The organism is Abyssisolibacter fermentans (genome assembly GCF_001559865.1).
Taxonomy (GTDB): Bacteria; Bacillota; Clostridia; order Tissierellales; family MCWD3; genus Abyssisolibacter; species Abyssisolibacter fermentans.
This window is the reverse complement of record NZ_LOHE01000068.1, coordinates 179,499-205,207: the sequence shown is the minus strand read 5'-3', so window position 1 is coordinate 205,207 and position 25,709 is coordinate 179,499. Positions and strand designations below refer to the sequence as shown.

The window sequence follows — 25,709 nt, the reverse complement described above, 5'->3', positions numbered from 1 at the left end:
GGGATGTAAATAAAAATTTATTTTCAAAACTTTCCTGAAAGTTTTAAAATATTGTTTATATTATGTAATTTTAAAGTAAATCTTTATTGATAGTATTATCCCTGATTATTCATATAACTTTGAATAATATGCTGTAAGTTTCTGAATTAAAAGATTTCAGTGAATTCGAAGGCATACCCAGATGGTACGTCAAGAATTCAATGGATATCTTCTAAACAGAAGGATGCAGTAGAGTATTTAATTTTCTATGAATAATCTGGGATTATATTGTTTGTAACAAGTTTCTTATTTAATAATAATTTGATTTTTACTCAGATACAATTTTTAGTTTTAGGTATATTATTGAAGTTCTTGTAGTAAATAATGTTGATTTAGTACTTAATAAGATGCTTTATCTAGTGCTATAATAGCCTGTAACTCAGGATTACCATTTAAAAGTCCGACGGCATAAACTGTATAATATTTATTAGCTTTAAGCAATACATTTGGTACTGTTAGTACTACCTGTTTTGTAGCATTATCTCTTACCTGAATTGTATAATTCGCTGGTGGAACTAAGCTATTTGGACTTATCTCTTTGTACTCAATGTTTTCAAATAATTCTACTCCATTTGGTAATGTTACATCTACTGCAGGTGCATCTGGAGATAAGTGAACGAATTTAATTTGTGCTTCATTACCGGGCATAGCCATTGCAGTATCTGATATAATAACAGGTTTAAGATTATTTAACGTCCCAGCAACAGCTACTGTATAATCAGCATCTTGCAAAACATCTATAGTTGTATTAATTACAGGGTCAGTCTGCATCCCAGCAGCATATACTTTTACATTGTATGAACCTGGTAATAATGGCATATATGGAGTAAAACCTTGATATCTTAAATTTGATGCTACTAAACTATTGTTTAAATATATATCTACTCCAGGTGCATCAGGACTGGCATGCATGAATCTTAAATATGAATTTCTATTGATAGGCATTGCGTTGTAGTAATTATTGTAGTAATTGTAATAATTATAATAATCATAATACATTTAATATACACCTTCTAACATAGATATTAAAACAGTTTATTAATTATAACATTTACAGAAAATAATAACTAAGATTAAGAAGAAAAATAATAGACTTTCATTTCCTTCATCAAACCATCCATAATCTTTCATTAAGATTACTAATAATAGAAAGAAAAAAAGCAAACTTGAACTTATACCTTCTTCACAACAATCTTTAATTTCAACTATATTTTCAGACATTATATTACCTCCTAAAAACTATTAGAATTTCAAAATTGAAAATATGTATTTTGTTATTTTTAGGAAATTAGAAATATGCTACAGTTCTTGCTTAATTCATTTTATTCATATTAATAATTTATGTTACAAGCAATTTTTAGTAAATATTTCAAATTTTTATTTTCTATATGTATATATTTTTAATTTTTAAGAAATAATAATCTTGTCTATAGTTTTACTATAATTTACTAAATTTACAAGGAGTGATTTTATGGATACCACAGCTTTGGTATTAGTTATTATTGGAGCACTTAATTGGGGTCTTATAGCCCTATTCCAATTTGACTTAGTTGCATCAATATTTGGAGGGCAATCCGCTATTCTAAGTAGAATAGTTTATGGTTTAGTTGGAATAGCTGGTTTATACTCTATTACATTACTATTTAGAGATTATGACAGAGATAGAAGAACTACTAAATAACAGCCATAAATATAGATATGGCTGTCATCAAACTTCATATTCAAAGGCAAAATAATCATTTACACAAAAGAGGAAGGTTATTTACCTTCCTCTACAAATTATCCTAAAAGTCCAATTTTTCTAGTAACTTATGAATTTTGAATTTTTTACTACTCAATTTCATGTTCTTTGATTTTGGACTTTTTTAAAGGGATTTCAATTCATATATATCTAATCTCCTGTGTTTTAAAATTGGTAATTGCTCTCTAACCTGATTTATTAAAGATAGATCTATTTCACACACCATCACTTCTTCTTTACTTCCTAACTTGTTGACAACTCTACCCCAAGGATCAGTTAATATACTATTTCCATAAGCAACATATGAAGCTTCTTCGCTTCTTGCAGGAGCTGCACCTACCATAAATACTTGATTATCTAGTGCTCTAACTTTAAATAACATCTCCCAATGCATTGGTCCAGTTGTCATATTAAATGCAGCTGGTATTATTATAATCTTTGCTCCTAATTGTGCCATTAATCTACTCAATTCTGGAAATCTTATGTCATAGCATATGCATAATCCTATTTTTCCAAATACAGTATTAAATACAGTAATCTTGTTACCGGCTGTTAAAGTATCGGATTCTTTAAATCTTACTCCACCTTTAACATCAATGTCAAATAAATGAACCTTTCTATGCTTTGCTATTATTTCACCGTTTTTATCAAATACAAAACTGGTATTATATATTTTACCTTTATCTAGCTCAGGAATAGAACCTCCTACTATACAAACATTATTGTCTTGTGCTTGTTTCGATAAAAATTTTAATGTCTCACTATCATTTTGATTTTCTGCATAATCTCTGAAAACAGAATTATCATATGGACAATTAAACATTTCAGGCAGAACAACTATATCTGAACCTTTTTTTACTGCTTTATTTATCCCTCTTTCAGCAGTTTTTAGGTTTAATAATTTATCAGCTTCAATCTTCATTTGACAAACACCAATTTTAACTTTCATTTCATACCACCTTTAACCCTGATTATTCATATAACTTTGAATAATATGCTGTATAGTTCTGAATTCGAAGACATACCGAGTTGGTATGTCGAGAATTTAATGGATATCTTATAACAACGGAAGCAATTACGTAGTAATTGCAACACACCGTTTCAACGAGGCGGGAGATATACACACCGCCTGTTAAATATAATTGGTACCCGCTACCTATAGAGGTGGGGGACATCTTGTGCCTTGTTATAAACAGAAGGAATACTTATTAATTAATCTCCTATTCCGTTCCTTCATAGCAGTAAGCGATTCACATAAAATCATAGATTTTAGTTCACTGCTCATAATTTTCTATGAATAATCTGGGTTCATTATTTACCGGATATAGCAAGATCTTTTATCATAATTGATGGTGCTCCAAAACAACCACTTCCAGATGGAAGACTAAATTTAAAATCCGTTCCAACCTCTTCTATATTTTTAATCATATCAAAGAAATTTCCTGCAACAGTTATTCCATTTACTGCTTTTACCTTTTTTCCACCTTTTATTTCAAAACCATTACATGAAAGTGAAAAATCACCGGATACTGTATTTAAACCTGCATGTGAACCTTGTAATTCTGTTAATAAAACGCCATCATCCATTTTTAACATCATTTCTTCTAACGTCATATTTCCTTTTTCTACATACATATTTGTTGGAGAAATTGTAATAGAAGATTTATAAGACGGTTTAGATGCATTACCAGTAGACTCTACTCCATCCTTTTTGGCTGTTTTCAAATTATATAAATAAGTCGTCAAAACACCTTTATCTATTACCCTTTTGTATTTAGTTGCAACTCCTTCATCATCAAAATTCCTAACTGAAAAACTTTCCTTCATAAATGGATCATCTATTAAACTAAATACTGATGAAGCTACCTTAGAGTTTAACTTTCCTTTTAATAGTGATAATCCTTCTTGAACATTATATGCTGAAAAAATAGGACAAAATGATTCAATTAAATCACATACCGCTTCATTTTTTAATATTACTTTATATTTGTTTGATGGAATTACTTCTGCATTTAGTTTTGATATAGCATCCTCTACTGCTTCTTTAGCAAGCTTCTTATAATCTAATTCGTTAAAATCATTACATATATTATAACTTAAGCCAGTTTTAATATCACCATTATCATCAACTTTTACTGAAATATAAGCATAAGCTATACTTTCACTATTATCAAGTTTTAAGCCTTTTGTATTTATTATTGCTGTGCTATCATTTTCATCTGAATAAATACAATTTCTTACTACATCAACTCTATCATCTATGCTATATGCCTCTTTCTCAAGGTTTAAAATAAATTTAATTTTGTCATCTATAGACACACTTTCAAGCTTATTTTCATTTTTATCTAATTCAGTATACTCCTTTGAACCTTTGAATATTATCTCTTCATCATCTTTCTCAACAATTGATGCATTTTCAATAACATCCTTTACAAGTAATTTTATTACATCTTCCTCTAATCTTTCTGTATATGTATAACCCATTTTACCATTGTAAATAGCTCTAAATGATAAACCCATTGCATCGGAAATACTATACTTATCTAGTTTATTTTTAAAAGCTGATACAGTTATACTATTTGATTTACTTATATAAGCTTCCATATCAGATAATCCTGCTTTTTTACCTTCTTCAAATAATTTATTAACAAAAATATTTCTATTCATTATATATCACTCTTCCTTCCACCAACTGTTATAGATTTTACCCTAATAACAGGCTGACCAACATTTGCTGGCACACTACCACTACTAGAACCACACATGCCTTGTGCGTGAGCAAGATTACATCCAACCATATCTATATTTAATAATACATTAGCTCCATTACCTACTAGTGCAGCACCTCTTACAGGTTTTGTTATTACACCATTTTTAACTATATATCCTTCTATTACGCTAAAGTTAAAATCACCTGTTGCTGGATTTACTGATCCACCGCCCATTTTTTTAGCATACAATCCATACTCTGTATTAGAAATAATTTCATCTAAGGTCGATTTACCATTTAAGATAAATGTATTTGTCATTCTTGAAGTTGGTGCATACTTATAAGATTGTCTTCTACCAGAACCAGTTGGAGCCATGTTCATTCGTCTTCCATTTAAAATATCCACCATATAGCCTTTTAAGATACCATTTTCTATCAATAAATTTCTTTGAGTTGGATTACCTTCATCATCAATATTTGATGAACCCCAAGCATTAGGTATAGTACCATCATCTACAGCACTAACTACATCAGATGCAATCTTTTGTCCTAACTTATTTGAAAATATTGAGGTATTTTTTGCTACCGCTGTTGCTTCAAGCCCATGTCCACATGCTTCATGAAAAATAACTCCACCAAAACCATTGTCTATTATAACTGGCATTTTTCCACTAGGACAATACTCTGCTCTAACCATTGTATCTGCTATACGAGCAGCTTCACGAGCATAATCATCAATATTTATATTATCATAAAATTCAAATCCCATATGAGCTCCTGGACCAACATTTCCACTTTGTGTCTCACCATTTTTATTAGCAATACACCTTATCATTGTTCTTGTCCTAACTCTTTTATCTTGAGCATAAGTTCCCTGAGAATTAGCTATTAATACATCTTGCTCATAGTCACTATATCCTATTTCTACTTGAGATATACTGTCATATGAATTCATTGCTGTATAGTGAGCTCTTTTCATCAGTTCTACTTTTTTCGATTTTGCTATTTGCGAAGGGAATATTTTAATAGGATTAATTTCTTTTATCTTTCCTCTTATTATCTGAGATGTACCTATATGTGATGGATTTTTTATTGCCTTAGCTGCATTTATAGCTGTTTTTATTAAGTTTTCCTCTGAGTTGTCATTGGTGTACGCATAAACGCAATTTAATCCATTAAATATTCGAATACCTATTCCAAAATCTACACCTGAGTTACTTTTTTCTATCTTTCCACCTATCATACTTATTGCATTATTAATTTTATTTTCAACGAAAACTTCAGCAAAATCACCACCTGTGGTTAATGATGCTTCTATTACTTTTTGAATAATACTTTTATTTATCATATTTTTACCTCCTACTCTATTATTTTTTTTCTACATTTGATTCTTAATCCCTTTTTTTTCGAACATTATTAATTATTTGACACAATACGTTTTAAGAGTTAGTTTTTTCATATATTAATAAAACAATTCACAATTAAAATTTGTTTTTTCTGTTTTAAAAAAAGCTAAACTAAAATAGTTTAACTTTTTTTATTACTCTAGGTGGGGATTATTAAATTTAATCATTTCCAAACAATACTGCTATAAGTAAAAAAAAGAATAATGTACTTTCTTGACCATCACCTATAAACCATGTGCAATTATTCAAAATAACAGCTATAAGTAAAAAGAAAAATAAGAGATTATCAGCTCCAGTTTTTATATACTTCAATACTCTATTAAACATCTATATAAGCTGCCAAAAAACACCATAAACTCTATACAGCTTGTTTAACTTATATTTGTAATCAATGCATCACTATCGGAATGTATTGAAATTACTGATATATTACAAATTTTCGTTGTCTACTATTTTTAACAGAGTTCATTATTGTCTTTGACATAGTTCACCCCCCTAATAGTAGTATATATTTATTATATGCATAAATTAGGACTCGGTTACACTTTTTTAATCAGGTGCTTTTAATACCTGTACTGCTTTTTCAAATTTATCTAGATTTCTACTATGTTCTTCGCTTAAAATAGGTTTAAAGCACTTAATAAATTCAAATACTACGTCCATTTTGTTATCCATAGTAACTTCATCTAAATCTCCCAATCCATTTATTCTATTCTTAGCTGTGAATATTTGATCTTTAACTTCCATAGCTTTATCAATAAATTGTCTTTTATCAACGTCTAAATAGTTATAAAATTCCTGTATTATTTTTTGTTTTTTCTCTGAAATACTTACTTCCGTACACATATCTTGAACTTCTGTTTCATATTGTTCTCCTTTTATTCTTCCTACTTTATTTAATACATCAAAGATATCTTGAATTTTAGATAAAGTATATTGTTCACTATGAGAAAAATATGGTTTTATGTTTTTTAGAAGATTTACATTTCTTTCAAAATTATTTGACATAGTAGTTATTTGATTGAAAACTTTATTTAAACCAAAAATTTCACTCCCCGCTATCCCTAGTATTGCAGGAATAAATATGCTTGATATACTTAAATTATTTATATTGTTAGATTCTTTATCATTCATATCATACTTCACCTCAAAATATTTTCTTGACATATATACTCAATATATTTTATGCTAATATGCAATACATGTGAAAGAAACAATAGACCCCGCATGTCTTCTAGTATTTATATCTTTTAATCGTCATATTTGTTTCACTGATCTATTTGATATACAAAAAAATTAACAATAATCTTTACGTGCACGTACTAAAAAAACTAGAAGTTTAAAAACTCCTAGTTTATTTGAATTTTTGCTTTATTAATTTAACTAACATTTTTTTATTATTGATATCTGGATTTTCTAATACCTTCAGTAATAAATAATTCAAAATCTCACCTATTTGAGGACCTTTTTTTATACCTAACTGTATCAAATCATCCCCATTAATTTTTAAGTCTTTTATACTCAGAGGACATGAAGATTTAATAATATTTTCAATTTGGTTTTTGTTAATCAAGAACGTCTTATCATCATAATTCTTAAATTCAAGCAGGTTGTTTCCAATATTTAATAATGCATCTATATGAACAAAACCTCTACTTATCAATTGTTTTAATTCAACAATACTGTTGTTTCTAAAAAGAATTTTATAGTTTTCTATCAAAAAAGTTTGTGTTTTAATAGTACTATTATCATATTTTAAATGCTCTAAAAATGCTATAATTTGCTTGAGTTTAGTTTTATTGACAATAAATAATAAAGCCATTCTTATATTTATATCACAACTTGTTTCATCGAAAATTTCTAATAAATCCATATATTTAAGCTTATAATTAGTAATGCTTGGCAATGGAATAATATACTTATACAACTCTAAATTAATAATTTCATATAATCCATAGCTAATAAATTTACTCGCTAAAATTTTATTTATTTCATCTCTTATTCTCTCTTTGCTTATATTTTTCAAGTTACCTTTTAATTGTTTTATAGATTTTCTGCATTCATCATCTAATTTAAATCCTAATTGACAGGAAAATCTTATTGCTCGTAAAATTCTTAGAGCATCTTCATTAAACCTATGACTCGCATCACCTACGCACTTAATGGTTTTTAAAGTCAAATCTTTACTTCCATTAAAGGGGTCAATCAAGCCACTTTCATCATTATATGCCAAAGCATTGATTGTAAAGTCTCTTCTACTCAAATCATCAATTAAACTATTCGTAAACTCTACATATTTTGGATGTCTATTATCTTGATATTCTCCTTCTATTCTAAAAGTAGTAATCTCATATAACTGATTATCAATAATAGCTGTAATAGTACCATGTTTTAGTCCTGTAGGTACATATTTTATACTATTTTTCATTAATATATCCTGCATTATATCTGGTTTACAGCTAGTACAAATATCCCAATCATTGGGTTTTTTACCTAAAATACTGTCTCTAACACATCCACCAACTACATAGGCTTCATAGTCGTTCTTCTTAAATAAATTTATTAAATATTTAGCATTTTGCGGTATTGTTATATCCAAATTTATCCCCCATCTATTCTATTTCATAACTTTTAGCTTTTTGTACAAGCAATTCATAAACCTTTTTATTTTTTATATTTTTTGGTAATTTATTGAATAATTTAACTATATCTGTTTCACTCCATCTAGGCTTTGGTTCAAATTTTTCTATACCAGCTAACACTACTCCTGTTCTCACTATATCATTATCTTTAATAATATCATAATATGCAAATGGTTGAATACTAGTAAAAATAGCTCCTATGTCATTAAATCCACTTTTGGATGCACATTCAATTACATTTTCACCCTCTATTATACTAGTCTTTGGGAAATCCCAAAGCTTTTTTTTAGGATGATACGTCATAACAAAATTTGAATTATAAAAAGGTATTACCAATATATATTTAAATTTATGAATTACTTCTTTAAAATCATTTTCAAAAAAAATACATACTTTATCACTTAATCTATCTATTATAAATTTTGATTCCAAAATATCACCGCCATAAATATATTTATCTCTATAAAATATATTATGGAAAAAGCTTAATTTTTGTTTCTATTCACCTCTATAACAACTACCACCAATAAACTCTTTTATAATAGATGTATTTGGTATTATTGCTTCATCTTTAATCTCTTCAAAATAATACAATAACTTTAATAACCTTTTACTTTCGCAATAATATATACTATCTTGCGGTATATTCTCCAGTAATGGTTTGGCATGTTTTTTTAATACAGATAGTTCATATACTAAAGCTGAATTAAACATTGCATCAGCTTCTTCTTGGTACGGAAATATATTTCTTTCTTCTCCATTTCTTACTGCATTCCACAATTCCAGTGTTCTTTCTGCATTATTTCCTCTATATTTAAAATCTCTAACCATTCTTCTTATAAGTCTGGTATCTGTTGTTGGTATACGATTGTGATTATCAATATTTAATTGAGTTAGTGCACTTATATAAATTTTAAATTTTTTATTCTGAGGTATCATTGATGTTAATTTTTCATTGAGTCCATGTATTCCTTCTATTATTATTATTTGAGTTTCATCAATTTTTAACTTATTGCCATGTTCTTCTCGCTTTCCAGTTTTGAAGTTATATATTGGAACTTCAACTTCATTGCCTTTCATTAGGTTTAGCAAATCTTCATTAAATTTCATTATATCTATCGCATCAATTGATTCAAAATCATAATTTCCAAATTCATCTTTTGGAGTCATTTCTCTATCTACAAAGTAATTATCTAAAGATATAGATATAGGTCTTTTACCATTTACTCTAAGCTGAGTATACAATCTTTGTGCAAATGTTGTTTTACCTGATGATGATGGTCCTGCTATCGTAACTAGTCTTATACTATCTCTAGTAGATATTTTGTCTGCAATATATGCTATCTTTTTTTCATGAAGTGCCTCTGATATTCTAACTATTTCAGCTATGACACCATTAGTTATTTTATCATTTAAAGCTCCTACATATCCAATATCAAGTATTTCTGCCCAGTCTTCTGCTTCCTTAAATATTTTTGCTAGCTTTTTATGTTCAACATATTCAGGTATTTTGAAATTATTTTCTTTTCTTGGAAATTGTATAATTACACCTGGCTTGAAATATTTCAAATCAAACGAATCAATAAATCCAGTTGAAGGTGCTAAATACCCGTAAAACTTATCATATAATCCATCTAATGAATAAACATGTATTTTATTCTGTTTTCTATATTTCGACAATCTTAATTTATCTATATATCCTTGCTTTTCAAAAATACTATCAGCTTCTTTTATATCAATTAGCTTTCTTTCAATAGCTAAATCCATATCAATTAATTCTCTTATTCTGTTTTTTATTAATAATACTTCATCTTCCGAAAGTTCAGTTTCTTTAGTTATTTCTACATATTTTCCTTTGTTAAGAGAATGTTCTATTGATACCTTACAATTCTTAAAAACGTCCATACATGCTTTTATAAATATAAAAGATAGTGTTCTTTGATATACTCTAAAACCATCTTTATCTGTTATATCTAAAATTTCAATTTTACAATCATCCTCAATCTTGTACTTAAGATGTTTTATATCATTATTAATCTTAGCACATAAATATTTTTTTTCTAAGTTATACTCTTTTAAAATATCAATTATCTTTGTTCCTTTTTCTGCTTTTCTTTCTCCTATACCTGTTAAATTTACAGTTATCATATATCCCCCTCCTAAAAGTTATTTGTACACACGTATATTATAAAAATATGCTTTATAAGTCTTCTAATATTATAAATAATAATATAAATTTCCTTAATGTATTTTATGAAAATATTTACTATGAAACTCAGAATTTATTTTTCATTATATACTCTCAATTCCTTACTTTAGTATATTTTATCAAAAAAGAACAAAGTCTTCTATAAAGATTTACTAGGAAGACTTTGCTCTATTTACAACCATTATTACTCTATCCATTAAAGTTGTTTGAATAACCAGCGTTATGTTATTTAATACCGTTATCTTCTGATATACTTGATAATGCATCTCCCGCTTCATTAACATAAATATCTCTAACAGCTAAATCTCCAATAGAAACTATTCCCACTAATTTGTTATTATCTACTACTGGAAGTCTCCTAATTTGATTCTGCGCCATTATCTTCGCAGCTTCGTGAATATCTGTATCAGCTGATGCAGTTATTACATTTCTTGTCATTACAGTTTCAACATTTTGATCATTGTTTTTTCCCATAGAAACACTATTAAGTACTATATCTCTATCAGTTAACATACCTACGGGCTTATTCGTATTGTCACAAACAGGTACTGAACCAACATTTAAATCCTTCATTATCTTAGCAGCATCTCTAATAGTATCACTATTTTTGATAGTTGAAACTGATGTTGTCATTATATCTCTTAATTTCTTCATCTACATACCCTCCTTAATATTTCTCATATTTAGGATATGTATTTTTTATATTTTTAAACATCTTATTAAACAAAATCTTTGATACTTTAAAGGTGCAATTTTAATAAACTAAATACCAGTCTAGATGTTAAACATAAATTTATTATTAACTAGCAACCATATAGATACTAGGAGACATGCAGGGTTTCTTTCTAAGGAACATTGGTGCGCATGTTTTTTCCTTCAACTTCTACTAAATAGGTAACTCCTACTCATTTTATTCCTAGCAGTAAGTGATTCACCAGAAATCATAGATTTCTGTTCTCTACTCAAAACATGTACACACACCGCGTAAGAGAAAGATTCCTGCATGGCTCCCTCGCCAAATACTAGAGAGTAAAACAAATTCAAACATTTAATTTTTACTATAGAAAAATTTCAAAGCATTGGTTTGTTTTAAATTGTAAAATTTTCTAGTGTTTTTGCACTATTATAACCATTTACTGCTTTTTAGTAAAACAATGCATTTTCAATATTTATAAATTTTTCATCCATATTATCTACAAACTCTTTACCATTTAGATACTCTAAGCCTTTTGGCATATTATTAAATCTTAATTTGTAAGCAAATAAATATTGATGCTTTAATCCAAATTTTTGTCTAAATAACTTATTTACCTTTTCATCACCATATTTATAATCCCCAACAACAGGATGATTTATATATGAAAGATGTGCTCTTATTTGATGCGATTTGCCTGTAATAAGCTCTACTTCTACTAAACTAAATTTACTTGAACTTTTTAAAATATTAACATTAGTTTGTATTTTTTTAGATTCTTCATTTTTTTCATTTGTCACATAAGATTTGTTCTCATTTTTATTTTTAACGATATAATCTTCTAAATTTAGATTTGATTTTAATTCATCCTTAACTAAACATTTATAGTATTTATCTATATTTTTTAATCTTATTGCTTCATTGATACCCTTTAAAGTATTATAATTTTTAGCTGCTATTACTAATCCTATTGTATTTCTATCTAATCTATTACATATAGCGGGTTTAAACACTCTTTCACTAGAAGGGTCATATTCTCCCTTGTCATATAAATAGCTTATAAAACTATCTACTAAAGAAGTTTCTCCTTTCTTTGATGATTGTGAAAGAACTCCTGCTTCTTTATGTATTAATACTAAATTACCATCTTCATACACAATATTTAGTTTGCTTTTTTTCTGCGGTACATACGTATTTTTCACTTTAAAACTATCAATAGTTTCTTCAGATAAATAAAGTTGAATAGTATCTCCTGTAACAATTTTATCTTTTGGATCAGCTTTTTTTGAATTCAGCTTTATTCTTTTTTTTCTCAACATTTTGTATATAAAAGAAGTTGGAGCATCATTTAAATATTTTTTTAAAAATCTATCTAATCTTTGATTGTTTTCATTTTCTTGTATAATAATTTCTTTCAAATCATCACCAGCTTTTCAAATTTTTTTTTAATAATACACCTTTAATAATTGATAAATACAACAATATTATGATATTATAAAGTTGCAGCATATATACATAGTATATCAAACCCAGATTATTTATAGTAATTATGAGCGGTGAACCTAAATCTTGATTTTGAGCAGGGAACTAAAATCTATGATTTTAAGTGATTCGCTTACTCCTATGAAGGAACTGTATAGGAGATTTCATTAATATTGCATCTTTTTTATGAGATGTCCATTAAATGGCAGTCGCACCACTTGATATGCCTTAGAATTCAATGAAATCTTATAGTTCTGAAGCTTACAGCATATTATTGGGAGTTATATAAGTAATCAGGGTTACAAAGTTAAGGGAGTGGTATTTTTGAAAAAATTAATAGAATGGATAAAAGATGGTGTATATGATATTGCGGATTTCTTAATAATGGCTGTAGTAGTTGTAATTGTAGGAGGTATTATTGGATGGAAACTTCCTGAATTATTTACCAACTCACCGGACGCCAAATCTAGTATTGCTGCATCGAATGGTCAAACAGTCTCAGTAACAGATAATATCGGCGACAATAATGATACTAAATCAGACGACAATTCTTTATCAAATAACTCTGGAGAATCAAACGACAATATAGTATCGAATGAAGGCAATACTACTGAGCAACAAGATTCAAGCAATAAACCCGATACTAAGCCAAACACAGATAATGAATCTGAAGCTGACTTAAATGACAATCAAGGACAAGCAGCTGATCAAACTCAAAGTAACAAAGAAGAAGTAAAAGTTATAGAAGTTACTATACCTAATAAATCGCTTCCTCCACACATTGCAGATATTTTAATTTCTAAAAATTTAATTCAGTCTAAACAAGATTTCTTGAACAAAGCTCAAGAATTAAAACTAGATAGAAAATTAAAATCTGGAGATTATAAAATCAAATCAGACAGTTCTGTGGAAACTATAATAAAAATATTAGCAGGCAAAAAATAGGAGTTAAACTCCTATTTTTTTAATATTTTACATTTACATAATCATCAATTACAGATTTTCTATAACCTTCTATAAAAACTTTGTTCCTTTTTAAAGTATCTAATAATCTAAAGTTCTGTGAATGTAATATTGCTTTGTCATAATCCTTTAAATATATCTCATATAATTTTCCCATTAGATTCTTTGAATTTAATTTAATATAATATGCTTCAACATTTTTAAATTTTAAAAGCTTAAGTAAGTTTAGTGTAGATTTGTCTTTCAATCTATAATAATAATGTCCTTCTTCAATAAATGATTTGCTATATTTTTCATCATCTTCATTATTCATCAACATTTTCCCTTGCATAAAATAATATTTAGCCATCATATTGTAATATTGGTAATTATACATCCCTTTTTCATAAATATCTATTATATCAAATGGCTTAATCTTATTTTTGTTAATATAGTCTACATTATATTGAACATACTCACTTTTTGTTATATTTCCTTCTTTATATTGAACTATTAAATAATCTCTATGATTAAAAAATTTTTCAAACATCGTTTCATTCATGCTAGATTCCAAGTTTAACACCTTTCTATTTTGAGATAACTATTAAGTTTCATTTAAATATCCATTATCTATAAATTATTGCCTAAATATATAGTTATCTATCTTTTTTTAAGTCTTATTCTTTTAGTTATCATAATATATGCTAATAACAGCATTATAAATGCTAATATGATTATGTTGATTTTATATCTAGTTAAATACAATGATATAATAGCAACTATTCCACCAGACATAGTAATTGGTATTCCATAGTAAATACCATCAAAATCCATAACATTGTATCTTGCTAATCTATATGCACCAGCTATTGCATATAGTATTGTCACTATTATTCCTAAAATACCAAAATGTATAAGAGCAATATTCCACATTAAAATAGTAGGTGCAACACCAAATGAAATTAAATCTGATAGTGAATCTAATTCTTTTCCTATTTCAGAAGTTGCATTAAACTTCCTAGCAATTTTACCATCATACCTATCCATAACAGCAGCTAATAATATTAACAAAGCCGAATTAAAATAGTCTTCATTAAAAATACACATAATTGCTAATATTCCTAATGCCAAATTAAAAAAAGTAAATATATTTGGAATATAGCGTTTTATTTTCATTATCTAACACCTCCATACTACCTATCTATCATACTATATAAAAATATTATATAATACAATAAACAAAATTCTACTATTATATTGTATTTTGCTAAAACATATAACTATATTAGTAAACTACCTTTCTTATTTTATCATAATATAGTTAATGTGTACAGTTAACTCGTTTCGCTAGAGCTTAACATCAAGAATATATCATCATCTATTAACCAAACTGCTGTGTTCATCACCAGTTAGCTCCCTATATTCACCTATTTCTAGATCATTATCTAATTTCAAGTTTCCCATAGATATCCTTTTTAAATATATAACTTTTTTACCTACAGCTTTGATCATTTTTTTTATCTGATGAAACTTACCCTCTCTAATTGTAATATGAACTTTTGAGATAGTTCCTGCTTTAATAATCTCCAAATTTGCGGGCAATGTTTTATAATCATTATCTATAATTACACCATCTTTGAATTTTACGCAATCTTCTAAGGTAATTTCACCATCAACTTTAGCATAATAAGTTTTATCTACATGTTTTTTTGGTGAAAGTAAATTGTGAGCAAGTTTTCCATCATTGGTCAATAAAAGCAAACCTTCCGTATCTTTATCTAATCTTCCAACAGGAAAAAGATCAAACTTTTTATAATATTCCTCTAATATATCAATAACTGTTTCTTCTCTAGAATCATATGTTGCAGATATCACGCCTGCTGGCTTATTCATCATAATATATACATGTTTTCTGTATTCTATAATGTTACCATCAATCATAACAGTATTAATACCTGGTTCAACTTTAAATGAAGAATCTTTTACTACTTGTCCGTCGACTTTTGTACTCCCATTTTTAAGAAGTTTTTTTATTTCTTTTCTACTACCGTAACCCGAATTTGATAAATACTTGTCCAACCTTATTCTATTTGCCATATTACACCTCGATTTTTATTAATGCATAAGTAAAATCCGCCTTTTATTATCATATCACAAAAACAATATCTAATAAAATTTCTTAATAGCCTTACCATTAAGATAATCACAAAGATCACCTTGTTTTACTTTCGTTTCTATCATTTTTTCAACTATTTCATCTTTTATCTTCCACCAGCTCGTGTTCCAATTTACAAATATTGTGTTTTCTTTTGGAGCTCTCCCTAATAATCTTTCAACAACAATATCTGATTTCAAGTACCTTAAAAATCTTATTAATCTATTTATATAATCGTCCTTTGACATCATATTTATACTATTTTCTTGATAAAGCTTTGCTAATTGGGTATCTTTAACAATATATAGTGAATGTAATTTGACAAAGTCAATAGATAAAGCGGATAGTATTTTAGCATTTTCAATAACATCATCCATATCATCCCAAGGTAGATTAAGTATTAAATGTGTACATATTTCAAAACCATATTTTTTTATCCTAATAACACTATCTATAAATTCTGCTAAAGTATGTCCTCTATTTATAAGCTTCAACGTTTTATGGTTAATTGTCTGCAAACCTAGTTCTATTGTAATATTAACATTATATTCTCTTTTTATATCAAACAAATACTTAAGTATTTTATCATTAATACAATCCGGTCTAGTTGAAATTGATATCTCTACAATATCTTCTATTATGGATTCTTTAATATACTTTTTAAATATATCAAAATCCATATATGTATTTGTAAAGCTTTGAAAATATGCAATAAACTTTTCAGCTTTATATCTTTTTTTTATATAATCCATGTTTTGTTTAAGCTGATCTGCTACTGGTATAATATTTGAAAGATTTTCAAAAGCAGCACCTTCAGCCCCACAAAATATACATCCTCCTTCACTAACTGTACCATCCCTATTAGGACATGTAATCGGAAGATTAATAGGGAGCTTATACACTTTTACTCCATATTTATCTTTGAGGTAACTAGAATAAGTTTTGTATGGAAAATAGTTCAAATCTTCATTCGTCTCATTTTGAATATTCATTTTACAACTTCTTTCATATAATATTTTTTATTAATAACACTACTTTAACTTTTAATAATTCTTTATTTTTTCGGTAAATCCTTTATATTGATTATTTTTATCTAAATAAAAAGCAAATTTCATAGCCTATTTAATAATTATTATCGAAATTACAGAATAATATATAATTATTTTTTGTTATTTATAGTGAAATATTACTGTATCTCTATATTTTTTTAAGTTTAATAGTAGAAAATATTCCTTTATTTAACTCAATCAATAAATAAATATTATTCTCTTTTAAGGAAAAAATAATTATAACAATCAAAGTAGATTGTTTATATAAATTCCTATTTAGGAGGATTGTATATGCATATAAGGGAAGGTTTAATACCTACTGTTTTAGGTACAGCTGTTACGGCTGGAGGTCTTTTTTCAAAAAAAGTCCTTCCACAATCAGTAGCATGGGGTATCGTTGGATTCGGTCTAGCTCATATAGTATTAGGAGGAATAGACCTTATAGAAAATGACGAGCAAAACTTCATGAATGAATTAATGGATTAAAAACCCAAAAATCAAATAACAATTTGTCAGAAAGTTATTTGCATTAACAAGCTAATATACTTAAATCCAGATTATTCATAAAAAATCAAATACTTTTTATAATGAATCTCATTCTTCGAATGAGTAAGCGATTCACATAAAATCACAGATTTTAGTTCTCTGCTCATGATTATAAGATGCCCATCAAATGACGGAGTGTGAATTTACTGAATCTAATTCAGATTTAACAGCACATTATTTAAAGTTATATGAATAATAAGGGTAAAATGACTGCCCCAAAATTTCTGAGGCAGTCATTTGTTCTGTCTGTTATTTAACTTCGAATTTAAACTTGCTTCTAAGACTATTTGTTTTATCTAAATATTCTTTATTTTGTTTCATAGCTAAAATTTGATTTTTAATCTGACTCTTAACTTCTTCAAAGTTCTTAGTTCCTTTTTCTTTCTTATCAGTTACTTTTATTATATGGTATCCAAATTGAGTTTTAACTAAATCACTTAATTCACCAACTGCTAATTCAAATGCTACTGCTTCAAATTCAGGAACCATTTTACCTTTGGTGAATTCTCCCAAATCTCCTCCTTGAGCTTTTGATGGACATTCGGAATATTTTTTAGCTGCTTCTTCAAAACTTAAACCTTCTTTAATCTCAGCAAGTATTTCTTTTGCTTTATCTTCTTCTTTTACTAATATATGTTGTGCTCTTACACTCTCAGGGCTAACAAACTGCTCTTTATGTTCTTCGTAGAATTCTTTGACTTCTTCATCAGTTACTTGGATATTATCTAATAATTCTCTTATAGCCATTTGCTTTAAGATATTCTCTTTTGCCTTTTGTAATTCAAGCTTAAAAGCTTCCTCTTTATCATAACTTTTTTCTATAGCTTCTAAGTAAAACATTTCTTGGTTAATTAATTCATCTAACAATCTTTTTCTTCCTTCTTCATTGTTAAATTGCATAGCTTGCTGAGGACCAATACCTGCTAATAAAAAATCAACATCTTTTTCAGTTATTTCTTTTCCTTCAACAATTGCTAAAACCTTATTTTTGTCCATTGTTTTCTCTCCTTCATCTTCACATAATTACTCACTTGCTTATAATATCAAATTTCCATAAATATGTCCAATTAGAATCCAAATATTTCTGTTAAAACAGCACTAACTCCACATTCATTATTCGTCTTACCAGAAATTTTATCTGCATATTTTTTTATATCATCATGTGCATTTTTCATAGCTATTCCCAGACCTGCTTCTTTTATCATACATAAATCATTAGTATCGTCACCTATAGAAATGATTTCATCACTTTTTATACCTTTTGTTAAAGCATATTCTTTTATTGAATTCCACTTGGATCCATTAGGATTCATTACTTCCAGCATTGGTCCAACTTTTGTGAGTGTTTTTAATATATGACAAGCATATAACCCACTATATTTATTAATAAGAATATTATGAAATTTTTCTAACACATCAACACTAGACAAATAGCATACAGATAAAATTCTACCACTATTATAATTTAAAGCATTTTCTATTTTTTTATACCTATCAATAGTACTATTCAAGTAATTTGAATACTTTAAATGATTCTTATCTAATTCAATTATTAAATCATAGCCTTCTTGATAATGATCAGCGTGTATAATAGGATACAAATCCATTTTACGCCCTTCTTTTAATAATGAGTAAAAATCTTCATTTGGTAAATATTTAGATAAAATCACTTCATCATTTATTATATTCCTAACTATATTACCATTATTGGCCATAATAACAGATTCTAACACACTATTTTTTAAAAATTGCTTTGCAGACCAATAACTCCTACCTGTTGCTACAATAATTTCAATTCCTAAGTCTGATAGCTTTTGTAAAGTATCAATATCTTCTTGAGATATTTCCTTTTTATCATTTAACAATGTTCCATCTAAATCAATAGATATAAGCTTATACTTCATTCTTACACCCCAAATATTTCTCTATAGATTATAGAATTCTTTAAATACCTCTTTTATATAGTAATGATCATATACACCTGCAAATTCTCTAATAGAATGCATTGCTAACATAGGATTCCCAACGTCTACAATTCTAATACCTAGATTACTTGCAGTAATAGGTCCTATAGTCATTCCACCACGCTCATCTGAACGATTAACAAACTTTTGACATGGAACTTGAGCTTTTTTGCAAAGCTGTTCGAAAACTGATATTGTGTCACCATCACTTGAATAACTGTATTTTGCACTAATTTTAACAGTCGGACCTTTGTTGATTATACATTGTGCGCTTGGATCATATTTCTCTGCATAATTTGGATGTACAGCTTGTGCCATGTCAGAAGATATCAAGAATGAATTTTCTATGCATCTTAAATACTCAACTTTGCTTTTACCAAGCTCAAGAGTAATTCTCTCTAATAAATTCCTTAGTAATGGAGAATTTGCTCCTTGTCTTGTAGAGCTTCCTATTTCTTCATTATCAAAACATACTAATACATTTGTTGCTCTGGAAGGTTTACTATTAACTAAAGCTTCTAGCCCCGCATGTACCATGGCCAAATCATCTAATCTACCACATGATATAAATTCTTCATTTGCGCCTAATAAACAACCCTTTTCAAACTCATATGTCAATAATTCAACATCTAATATATCTTGAACGTCCACAGTAAGTTCTTCTGCTATCATTTTTAATAAGTAGTCATCTTTATTTAATTCATCATCTATCATACTTAATATAGGTATTAATTCTTTTTGTGGATTTATTGCAACTCCCTCATTAACCTTTCTATTAAAATGTATTGCTAAATTAGGTATCATTAATAATGGTCTTCTAAAATCAATAAATCTATATTCTGGATTTAAAATATCATCACTCTTTAAAGCAACTCTTCCCGCTAATGATAATGGTCTATCAAACCAAGTATTGATTATTGGTCCACCATATGGTTCTGTGTTTAATACTAAACAACCAGCTTTTAAACTCTCAGGATTTGGCTTGATTTTAATACTAGGAGAATCAGTATGTGCGCCTACTATTTTAAACCCATCTCTTTCTATTTCACCATTACCTACTACAAAAGCTATAATAGCAGAGTCATTTTTTGTAATAAAATACTTGCCTTCCTTTTCTAAATCCCAACTATTCTTCAAATCTAACTCTACAAAATTATTTTTTAGTAAAGTTTGTTTAATAGTTTTTACTGCATAAAATGAGCATGTACTATTTGAAACAAAATCAATCAATTCTTGAGCAAAAATTTGTTCTTTATTCAACTAAACCACTCCTTTATAAATTAATGCTTATACCCTTTATGTAGAATTTTCATAACGTCATCTAATTCATTTTCATCATCAATAATCTTAAACTCATCATCTATCACCTTAAAAGCATAAGCTTCATTTTCCTTCTCATTTAAAAGTATAACATATTCATTACTTTTCATCACAAAAGATGCCATAATTTTACAATCAACATTTTTTCCATCTACACATATACTGATGCAATTATTAGTCATAAATTATCCTCCAAAGCTTTATTTGTTCAACTAAATCTATATAGTGCTATTATATCATCTTTTAATTATTTTGTAAGTTAGATTAATGTTAAAAATCACAAGCTAATACTAAAATGGTTTGATATGCTTTAAGATTTACAACTATATAAAAAACTAGTAAGTTCTTAACTTATAAACCTACTAGTTTTAATAAATTTTATTATATTGTAATGCTTTTTAGCTTTACTTTATATTCTTTAACACCTCAAGAAGATACTCATAAGTTCTCTTAACAGATGATATGCTTACATGTTCATCAGGTGTGTGTACGTCAAATGTATCTGGCCCAAATGATATCATGTCTATGTCACCAAGTTTTTCTTTTAAAAATCCACATTCCAAACCTGCATGTATAGCCATAATCTTAGGTTGTTTACCATACATTTCTTCAAAAACTTTTGCACATAAATCCCTTATTTCTGATGCTTCTTTGTACTCCCAGCCTGGATAATCTGATTTAGTTCTAAAATTTGCACCAACTAATTCTGCTGCTTTCGCTATTTGAGTTACCATATATTGTTTTAAGCTATCAACTGAGCTTCTTAATGCACATACAAATTTAATAACATCATTTTCTATTTTTACAACACCTAAACTTGTAGAGCTTTCTACCAAATCTTCTATTGACATGCTCATTGTTTGTACGCCATTGATTATTATAGTAAGTAAAGCTATTACACTGTTTTTAACATCGTTAGAAAATATTTTTGATGGTATTTCTGTAGCTTCTAGTTCTATTCTAACAGCAGAATCTGTAACGCTTAATTCAGCCTTTAGAGTACTATCTAATTGCTTAATTGCCTCTTCTAATTTTGATTTATCTTCATTTTTAATACCTATTAAAGCTTCTGCTTCTCTTGGTATCGCATTGGATTTAGCTCCTCCTTTAATATCTGCCAATACAAAATCGAAATCAAAAGCATTTAAAACTCTTCCTATTATTTTGTTAGAATTTCCTCTTCCTTTATGTATCTCGCCTCCTGAATGTCCGCCTTTTAAGCCCCTGATTTTGACTTTATAAAATCCATCAAATTTAGAATCAACATCTGTATATTCTGCTTTTATTTCAACAATACTATTTACTCCTCCAGCACATGAAACGCAAAATTCTCCTTCTTCTTCAGAATCTAAATTTATAAGTATTGACCCTTTTACATCTTCAGGGTTTAAATTCATAACACCTGTCATTCCTCTTTCTTCATCAATAGTAAAAAATGCCTCTATTGCTGGGTGCTGCAATGTTTCATCAGCTAATAGAGCTAAACAATAAGCTACAGCTATTCCATTATCTGCTCCTAAAGTTGTCCCGTCCGCTTTAATCATATCTCCATCAACTACAAGCTTCAAAGGATCTTTGCAGAAATTATGCTGTACATCGTCGTTTTTTTCACATACCATATCCATATGACCTTGAAGTATAACTGTTGGAGCATTTTCATAACCTTTTGAAGCAGGTTTTCTTATAATTACATTTAAGCAATCTTCTTGAGTATAATCTAATCCATTCTTTTTGGCGAATTCAACTAAATAATCACTAATCCTTTTTTCATCACCAGAGCATCTTGGAATATACGATATTTCTTCAAAATACTTAAAAACGCCCTCCGGTTTTAAGCCTTTCAATACATTTTCCATATTAAATACCTCCTATACATTTTTAATTCCTAATAAATAAGCCTTTTCTCTAAGAAAATATTTTAAACCCAGATTATTCATAGCATATTGTTCAACGTTATATGAATAATCAAGGTTAAATTTATATATTTTTCTGTAATCTTTCTCCCATAGCATCTTCAATATACGGTTTTATATTCCAAAAACTTACTAAGTCCTTATATGCTTTTATAGACTTAGAATTATCTAATTTATCATTTTTTACAGCTCTAATCATCAAATTCTTTGGTGTATGTTCCATATTTATAAATTCTACAATCTGAGTTGAATATCCTACTATTTCCAAAACATTTGCTCTTAAACTATCCGTAATTAATGATGCCATTCTCTCTTTGATTATACCATACTTTTCCATGGATTCCATGATAGGATTATGTATCTTACCAAATAGTTCATGCTGACAGCATGGTACTGATAATATAATGTCTGCTCCCCAGTTAACAGCCTTCACTAATGCATCATCTGTTGCAGTATCACATGCATGTAGTGTAATAACCATATCCACCTTATCTACTTCATTATATCCTTTAATATCACCGTGTATAAATTCAAGTTTATCATAACTTAGCTCCCTAGCAGTTTTATTACAAAATTCTATAACGTCTTTTTTTAAGTCTAATCCAATTATTCTCACGTTCATTTTTCTTATCTCCACTAAATAATGATATAACGCAAATGTAAGATAAGATTTGCCACAACCAAAATCTATAATTACAAATTCTTTATCATTATTAATATTTTCAAGACAATCTTCAACCAACTCTAAAAATCTATTAAGCTGCTTGAATTTATCAAATTTTTTAGAAAGAACCTTTCCTTGTTTATTCATTATACCTAGTTTATATAAAAATGCACATTCTTTATTGTCCTGTAATATGTATTTTTTTTCTCTGTTATGCTCTAAACTACCTGTCTTCTTTGTAGCTTTTTTCCTTAAAATCTTACAAGTCATATCTTTATTAATAAAAATCTGATAATCATTTTCTATTGTAAATATGTTTGATTGCTTAAATCCTGCACTAAAAAGATTCATTAATTCATTAACAGCAGTATGTAATGCTAAATTTTTATGGAAAACCTGTTTATCTGACTGTAATTGTACTTGTACAAAGACCTCTTCTTTTAACTTTACAAACTTAAATGTAACTTTTTTTATATCTTTATCTAAATTGCCTAGCTTCCTCTTTCTGCTGCTAAGAATGCCATATATTAATTTATTTTCATTTATTATTTCATTTAATAATTGCTTAACTTCATTCATTTTATAACACCTACTTCAACTTTTTTATAGTTCTTTATTGTAAATTTCACTTTTTTACTTATACTCTCTTTTATCTTTCAAACTGTAACTCCTACTCCTCTCTAATATGAAACTCACTACTCATTTCATTCCTAGGAGTAAGTGATTCACAAGAAATCGCAGATTTCTGTTCTCTACTCAGGAGTAAGCGACTCACATAAAATCATAGATTTTAGTTCCCTGCTCAAAATCTAAGATTTGGGTTCTCTGCTTTCTTAAGCTGTGCCTTACTCATTTTTTTATTATCTTTTTTAATTTTTAACTTTTTTACTTGTTTTTTCTTTTATCTTTCAATCTGTAACTCCTACTCACTTCGTTCCTAGGAGTAAGCGGAGTTGTACCTCCTACTCCTCTCTAATATGAAACTCACTACTCATTTCATTCCTAGGAGTAAGTGATTCACAAGAAATCGCAGATTTCTGTTCTCTACTCAGGAGTAAGCGACTCACATAAAATCATAGATTTTAGTTCCCTGCTCAAAATCTAAGATTTGGGTTCTCTGCTTATAGTCAACAAATTTACCCATCTTGGTTTTGATAATATATAGCTAAACAGAGGAAAACCTACTAATGTTACTACAACAAGCTCACCAAACCCAATCATAATAGTCCAATACAAAAATGAACCTCCACCGACAACATATATTTGTAGTGCTATTATTGAACTTGAAAGTGCAGGGAATAAGCTTGCCATAAATAAACCTCTATACTTATCCTTAAACCAGTATCTGCATTTGCTTATCATATAGACTGCAAAGAATGTAGCTGTACTTCCAACTATAGCATCAACAATACCAAAAGGTCCATATAAATTTGCTATAAAACATCCTATTACTAATCCTGGGATATACAAAGGATCTATAAAAGCAAAGAGTACCATTATCTCAGATATCCTAAATTGCACAGCCTCATAACTCATAAAAGAAAAAGCTACTGTTATAACAACATATATAGCTGCAATCAATCCTGTTAAAACAATATACTTTGTTTTGTTTCTTCTTTTCATATATTAAACTCTACCTTTCTTTATGTGTAATAATTTTACTCACTAAATATATAATAAATATCGCACTTAAAATAACCAATATTTTTACATCAATAGTAGTACTATTCAGTTTTGCAAAAAATTTACCACCATATCTAATGGTAATAAAGCCTACAATTAAAAATCTAATTCCTCTGCTTATAAGTGCAATAATTGCGAGTTTTTCTCTTTTCATATCAAGAATCCCTGATATTATCGCAAATATTTTATAAGGAAGTGGTGTAAGCGCTGCTATAGCAACAGCAAGAGTACCATATCTATTAAATAATTCATGCACTTTATCTATTTTATTATTATTTATGTACTTATAAACTATTTTTTTACCACCTATTTTCCCAATGGTATGACCTATCATTGCACCCAAAACAGAACCAGCTGTACTTAACACTACAGCCAAAACATACAATTTAGGTTTTACTATTAAAAATGGTATTAATAACGTTTCAACAGGTACAGGTAAAAAAATTGCTTCCATTAATGCCAATATAAAAATACCAACTAAGCCATAACCTCTTAATACCTCAATTAACACTAATTACACTCCTTTAAATAATTACAAATACCTTTGTAA

Annotated in this window: 27 protein-coding genes; 3 read left to right on the top strand and 24 right to left on the bottom strand. The window is 28.0% G+C overall.

The genetic code is table 11. The features are described 5' to 3' along the window. Positions 1-378: 378 nt before the first annotated feature. Both AYC61_RS12940 and AYC61_RS12935 read right to left on the bottom strand, forming a co-directional pair. Entirely contained in the window at positions 379-1,038 is a 660-nt protein-coding gene (locus AYC61_RS12940; RefSeq protein WP_066503112.1) for a DUF4397 domain-containing protein, read from the bottom strand. Positions 1,039-1,077: 39 nt separating this feature from the next. Continuing rightward, complete coding sequence (locus tag AYC61_RS12935; RefSeq protein ID WP_066503109.1) at positions 1,078-1,260, bottom strand: hypothetical protein; 183 nt, start codon at positions 1,258-1,260, stop codon at positions 1,078-1,080. 250 nt (positions 1,261-1,510) lie between these two features. Between AYC61_RS12935 and AYC61_RS12930 the strand changes: the two genes are divergently transcribed. Then, a complete protein-coding gene (locus tag AYC61_RS12930; protein WP_066503106.1) occupies positions 1,511-1,720 on the top strand; it encodes a DUF378 domain-containing protein in 210 nt (69 codons plus the stop codon). A 184-nt stretch (positions 1,721-1,904) separates the two neighbouring features. Here the strand turns inward: AYC61_RS12930 and AYC61_RS12925 are convergent, their stop codons facing one another. The 10 genes from AYC61_RS12925 to AYC61_RS12885 all read right to left on the bottom strand — a co-directional run bounded on the left by AYC61_RS12925 (position 1,905) and on the right by AYC61_RS12885 (position 12,859). Further along, a complete protein-coding gene (locus tag AYC61_RS12925; protein ID WP_066503104.1) occupies positions 1,905-2,729 on the bottom strand; it encodes a carbon-nitrogen hydrolase family protein in 825 nt (274 codons plus the stop codon). Positions 2,730-3,091: 362 nt separating this feature from the next. Beyond that, the gene (locus AYC61_RS12920; protein WP_066503102.1) at positions 3,092-4,447 is read right to left on the bottom strand and encodes a TldD/PmbA family protein; all 1,356 of its coding nucleotides are present in this window, start codon (positions 4,445-4,447) and stop codon (positions 3,092-3,094) included. Then, entirely contained in the window at positions 4,447-5,838 is a 1,392-nt protein-coding gene (locus AYC61_RS12915) for a TldD/PmbA family protein (protein WP_066503100.1), read from the bottom strand. Before AYC61_RS12915 ends, AYC61_RS12920 begins: the two co-directional genes overlap by 1 nt. 217 nt (positions 5,839-6,055) lie before the next feature. Then, the gene (locus AYC61_RS21700) at positions 6,056-6,223 is read right to left on the bottom strand and encodes a hypothetical protein (RefSeq protein ID WP_202906836.1); all 168 of its coding nucleotides are present in this window, start codon (positions 6,221-6,223) and stop codon (positions 6,056-6,058) included. Positions 6,224-6,445: 222 nt separating this feature from the next. Further along, a complete protein-coding gene (locus AYC61_RS12910) occupies positions 6,446-7,063 on the bottom strand; it encodes a hypothetical protein (protein WP_162265466.1) in 618 nt (205 codons plus the stop codon). Between the two features lie 187 nt (positions 7,064-7,250). Beyond that, on the bottom strand, positions 7,251-8,495 hold the full coding sequence (locus tag AYC61_RS12905) for a CCA tRNA nucleotidyltransferase (protein ID WP_066503090.1): 1,245 nt from the start codon (positions 8,493-8,495) through the stop codon (positions 7,251-7,253). A 13-nt stretch (positions 8,496-8,508) separates the two neighbouring features. Then, positions 8,509-8,970 carry an NUDIX hydrolase gene (locus AYC61_RS12900; RefSeq protein WP_066503087.1) on the bottom strand — a complete coding sequence of 154 codons (462 nt, stop codon included), beginning with the start codon at positions 8,968-8,970 and terminating at the stop codon, positions 8,509-8,511. A 66-nt stretch (positions 8,971-9,036) separates the two neighbouring features. Continuing rightward, entirely contained in the window at positions 9,037-10,686 is a 1,650-nt protein-coding gene (locus tag AYC61_RS12895) for a nucleoside kinase (protein ID WP_066503085.1), read from the bottom strand. 286 nt (positions 10,687-10,972) lie between these two features. Then, positions 10,973-11,401, bottom strand: coding sequence for a CBS domain-containing protein (locus tag AYC61_RS12890; protein WP_066503082.1), 429 nt, complete (start codon positions 11,399-11,401; stop codon positions 10,973-10,975). Between the two features lie 489 nt (positions 11,402-11,890). Beyond that, complete coding sequence (locus AYC61_RS12885) at positions 11,891-12,859, bottom strand: RluA family pseudouridine synthase (protein WP_066503072.1); 969 nt, start codon at positions 12,857-12,859, stop codon at positions 11,891-11,893. Positions 12,860-13,238: 379 nt separating this feature from the next. Here AYC61_RS12885 and AYC61_RS12880 point away from each other — a divergent pair, with 379 nt between their 5' ends. After that, positions 13,239-13,868, top strand: a complete 630-nt coding sequence (locus tag AYC61_RS12880; protein ID WP_156456456.1) for an MltG/YceG/YrrL family protein — start codon at positions 13,239-13,241, stop codon at positions 13,866-13,868. Positions 13,869-13,887: 19 nt separating this feature from the next. Here AYC61_RS12880 and AYC61_RS12875 read toward each other — a convergent pair whose 3' ends face one another. From AYC61_RS12875 to mnmL, 4 genes are all read right to left on the bottom strand, one after another. Further along, positions 13,888-14,427, bottom strand: a complete 540-nt coding sequence (locus AYC61_RS12875) for a DUF6648 family protein (protein ID WP_066503131.1) — start codon at positions 14,425-14,427, stop codon at positions 13,888-13,890. A gap of 98 nt (positions 14,428-14,525) precedes the next feature. Next, positions 14,526-15,041: a CDP-diacylglycerol--serine O-phosphatidyltransferase gene (gene pssA, locus AYC61_RS12870; protein WP_066503066.1), complete on the bottom strand. Its 516-nt coding sequence runs from the start codon at positions 15,039-15,041 to the stop codon at positions 14,526-14,528. Positions 15,042-15,239: 198 nt separating this feature from the next. Beyond that, positions 15,240-15,962, bottom strand: a complete 723-nt coding sequence (locus AYC61_RS12865; RefSeq protein WP_066503063.1) for a pseudouridine synthase — start codon at positions 15,960-15,962, stop codon at positions 15,240-15,242. Between the two features lie 69 nt (positions 15,963-16,031). Continuing rightward, positions 16,032-17,012: a tRNA modification radical SAM protein MnmL/YtqA gene (gene mnmL / locus AYC61_RS12860; RefSeq protein WP_066503059.1), complete on the bottom strand. Its 981-nt coding sequence runs from the start codon at positions 17,010-17,012 to the stop codon at positions 16,032-16,034. A 348-nt stretch (positions 17,013-17,360) separates the two neighbouring features. Here mnmL and AYC61_RS12855 point away from each other — a divergent pair, with 348 nt between their 5' ends. After that, complete coding sequence (locus AYC61_RS12855) at positions 17,361-17,555, top strand: asparagine synthase (protein WP_066503055.1); 195 nt, start codon at positions 17,361-17,363, stop codon at positions 17,553-17,555. Positions 17,556-17,864: 309 nt separating this feature from the next. Here AYC61_RS12855 and AYC61_RS12850 read toward each other — a convergent pair whose 3' ends face one another. The 8 genes from AYC61_RS12850 to AYC61_RS12815 form a co-directional block, all read right to left on the bottom strand. After that, a complete protein-coding gene (locus tag AYC61_RS12850; RefSeq protein WP_066503053.1) occupies positions 17,865-18,611 on the bottom strand; it encodes a peptidylprolyl isomerase in 747 nt (248 codons plus the stop codon). A 71-nt stretch (positions 18,612-18,682) separates the two neighbouring features. Then, on the bottom strand, positions 18,683-19,519 hold the full coding sequence (locus AYC61_RS12845; RefSeq protein ID WP_066503046.1) for an HAD family hydrolase: 837 nt from the start codon (positions 19,517-19,519) through the stop codon (positions 18,683-18,685). A gap of 21 nt (positions 19,520-19,540) precedes the next feature. Then, positions 19,541-20,839: a M18 family aminopeptidase gene (locus AYC61_RS12840; RefSeq protein WP_066503043.1), complete on the bottom strand. Its 1,299-nt coding sequence runs from the start codon at positions 20,837-20,839 to the stop codon at positions 19,541-19,543. A gap of 20 nt (positions 20,840-20,859) precedes the next feature. Next, on the bottom strand, positions 20,860-21,081 hold the full coding sequence (locus AYC61_RS12835) for a DUF1292 domain-containing protein (protein ID WP_066503041.1): 222 nt from the start codon (positions 21,079-21,081) through the stop codon (positions 20,860-20,862). A gap of 222 nt (positions 21,082-21,303) precedes the next feature. Continuing rightward, on the bottom strand, positions 21,304-22,755 hold the full coding sequence (locus AYC61_RS12830; RefSeq protein ID WP_066503025.1) for an aminoacyl-histidine dipeptidase: 1,452 nt from the start codon (positions 22,753-22,755) through the stop codon (positions 21,304-21,306). 121 nt (positions 22,756-22,876) lie between these two features. After that, on the bottom strand, positions 22,877-24,055 hold the full coding sequence (locus AYC61_RS12825) for a class I SAM-dependent methyltransferase (protein WP_066503022.1): 1,179 nt from the start codon (positions 24,053-24,055) through the stop codon (positions 22,877-22,879). 522 nt (positions 24,056-24,577) lie between these two features. Next, positions 24,578-25,099, bottom strand: coding sequence for a QueT transporter family protein (locus tag AYC61_RS12820; protein WP_066503015.1), 522 nt, complete (start codon positions 25,097-25,099; stop codon positions 24,578-24,580). 10 nt (positions 25,100-25,109) lie between these two features. Beyond that, positions 25,110-25,670, bottom strand: coding sequence for a YqaA family protein (locus tag AYC61_RS12815; protein ID WP_066503012.1), 561 nt, complete (start codon positions 25,668-25,670; stop codon positions 25,110-25,112). Positions 25,671-25,709: the final 39 nt, after the last annotated feature.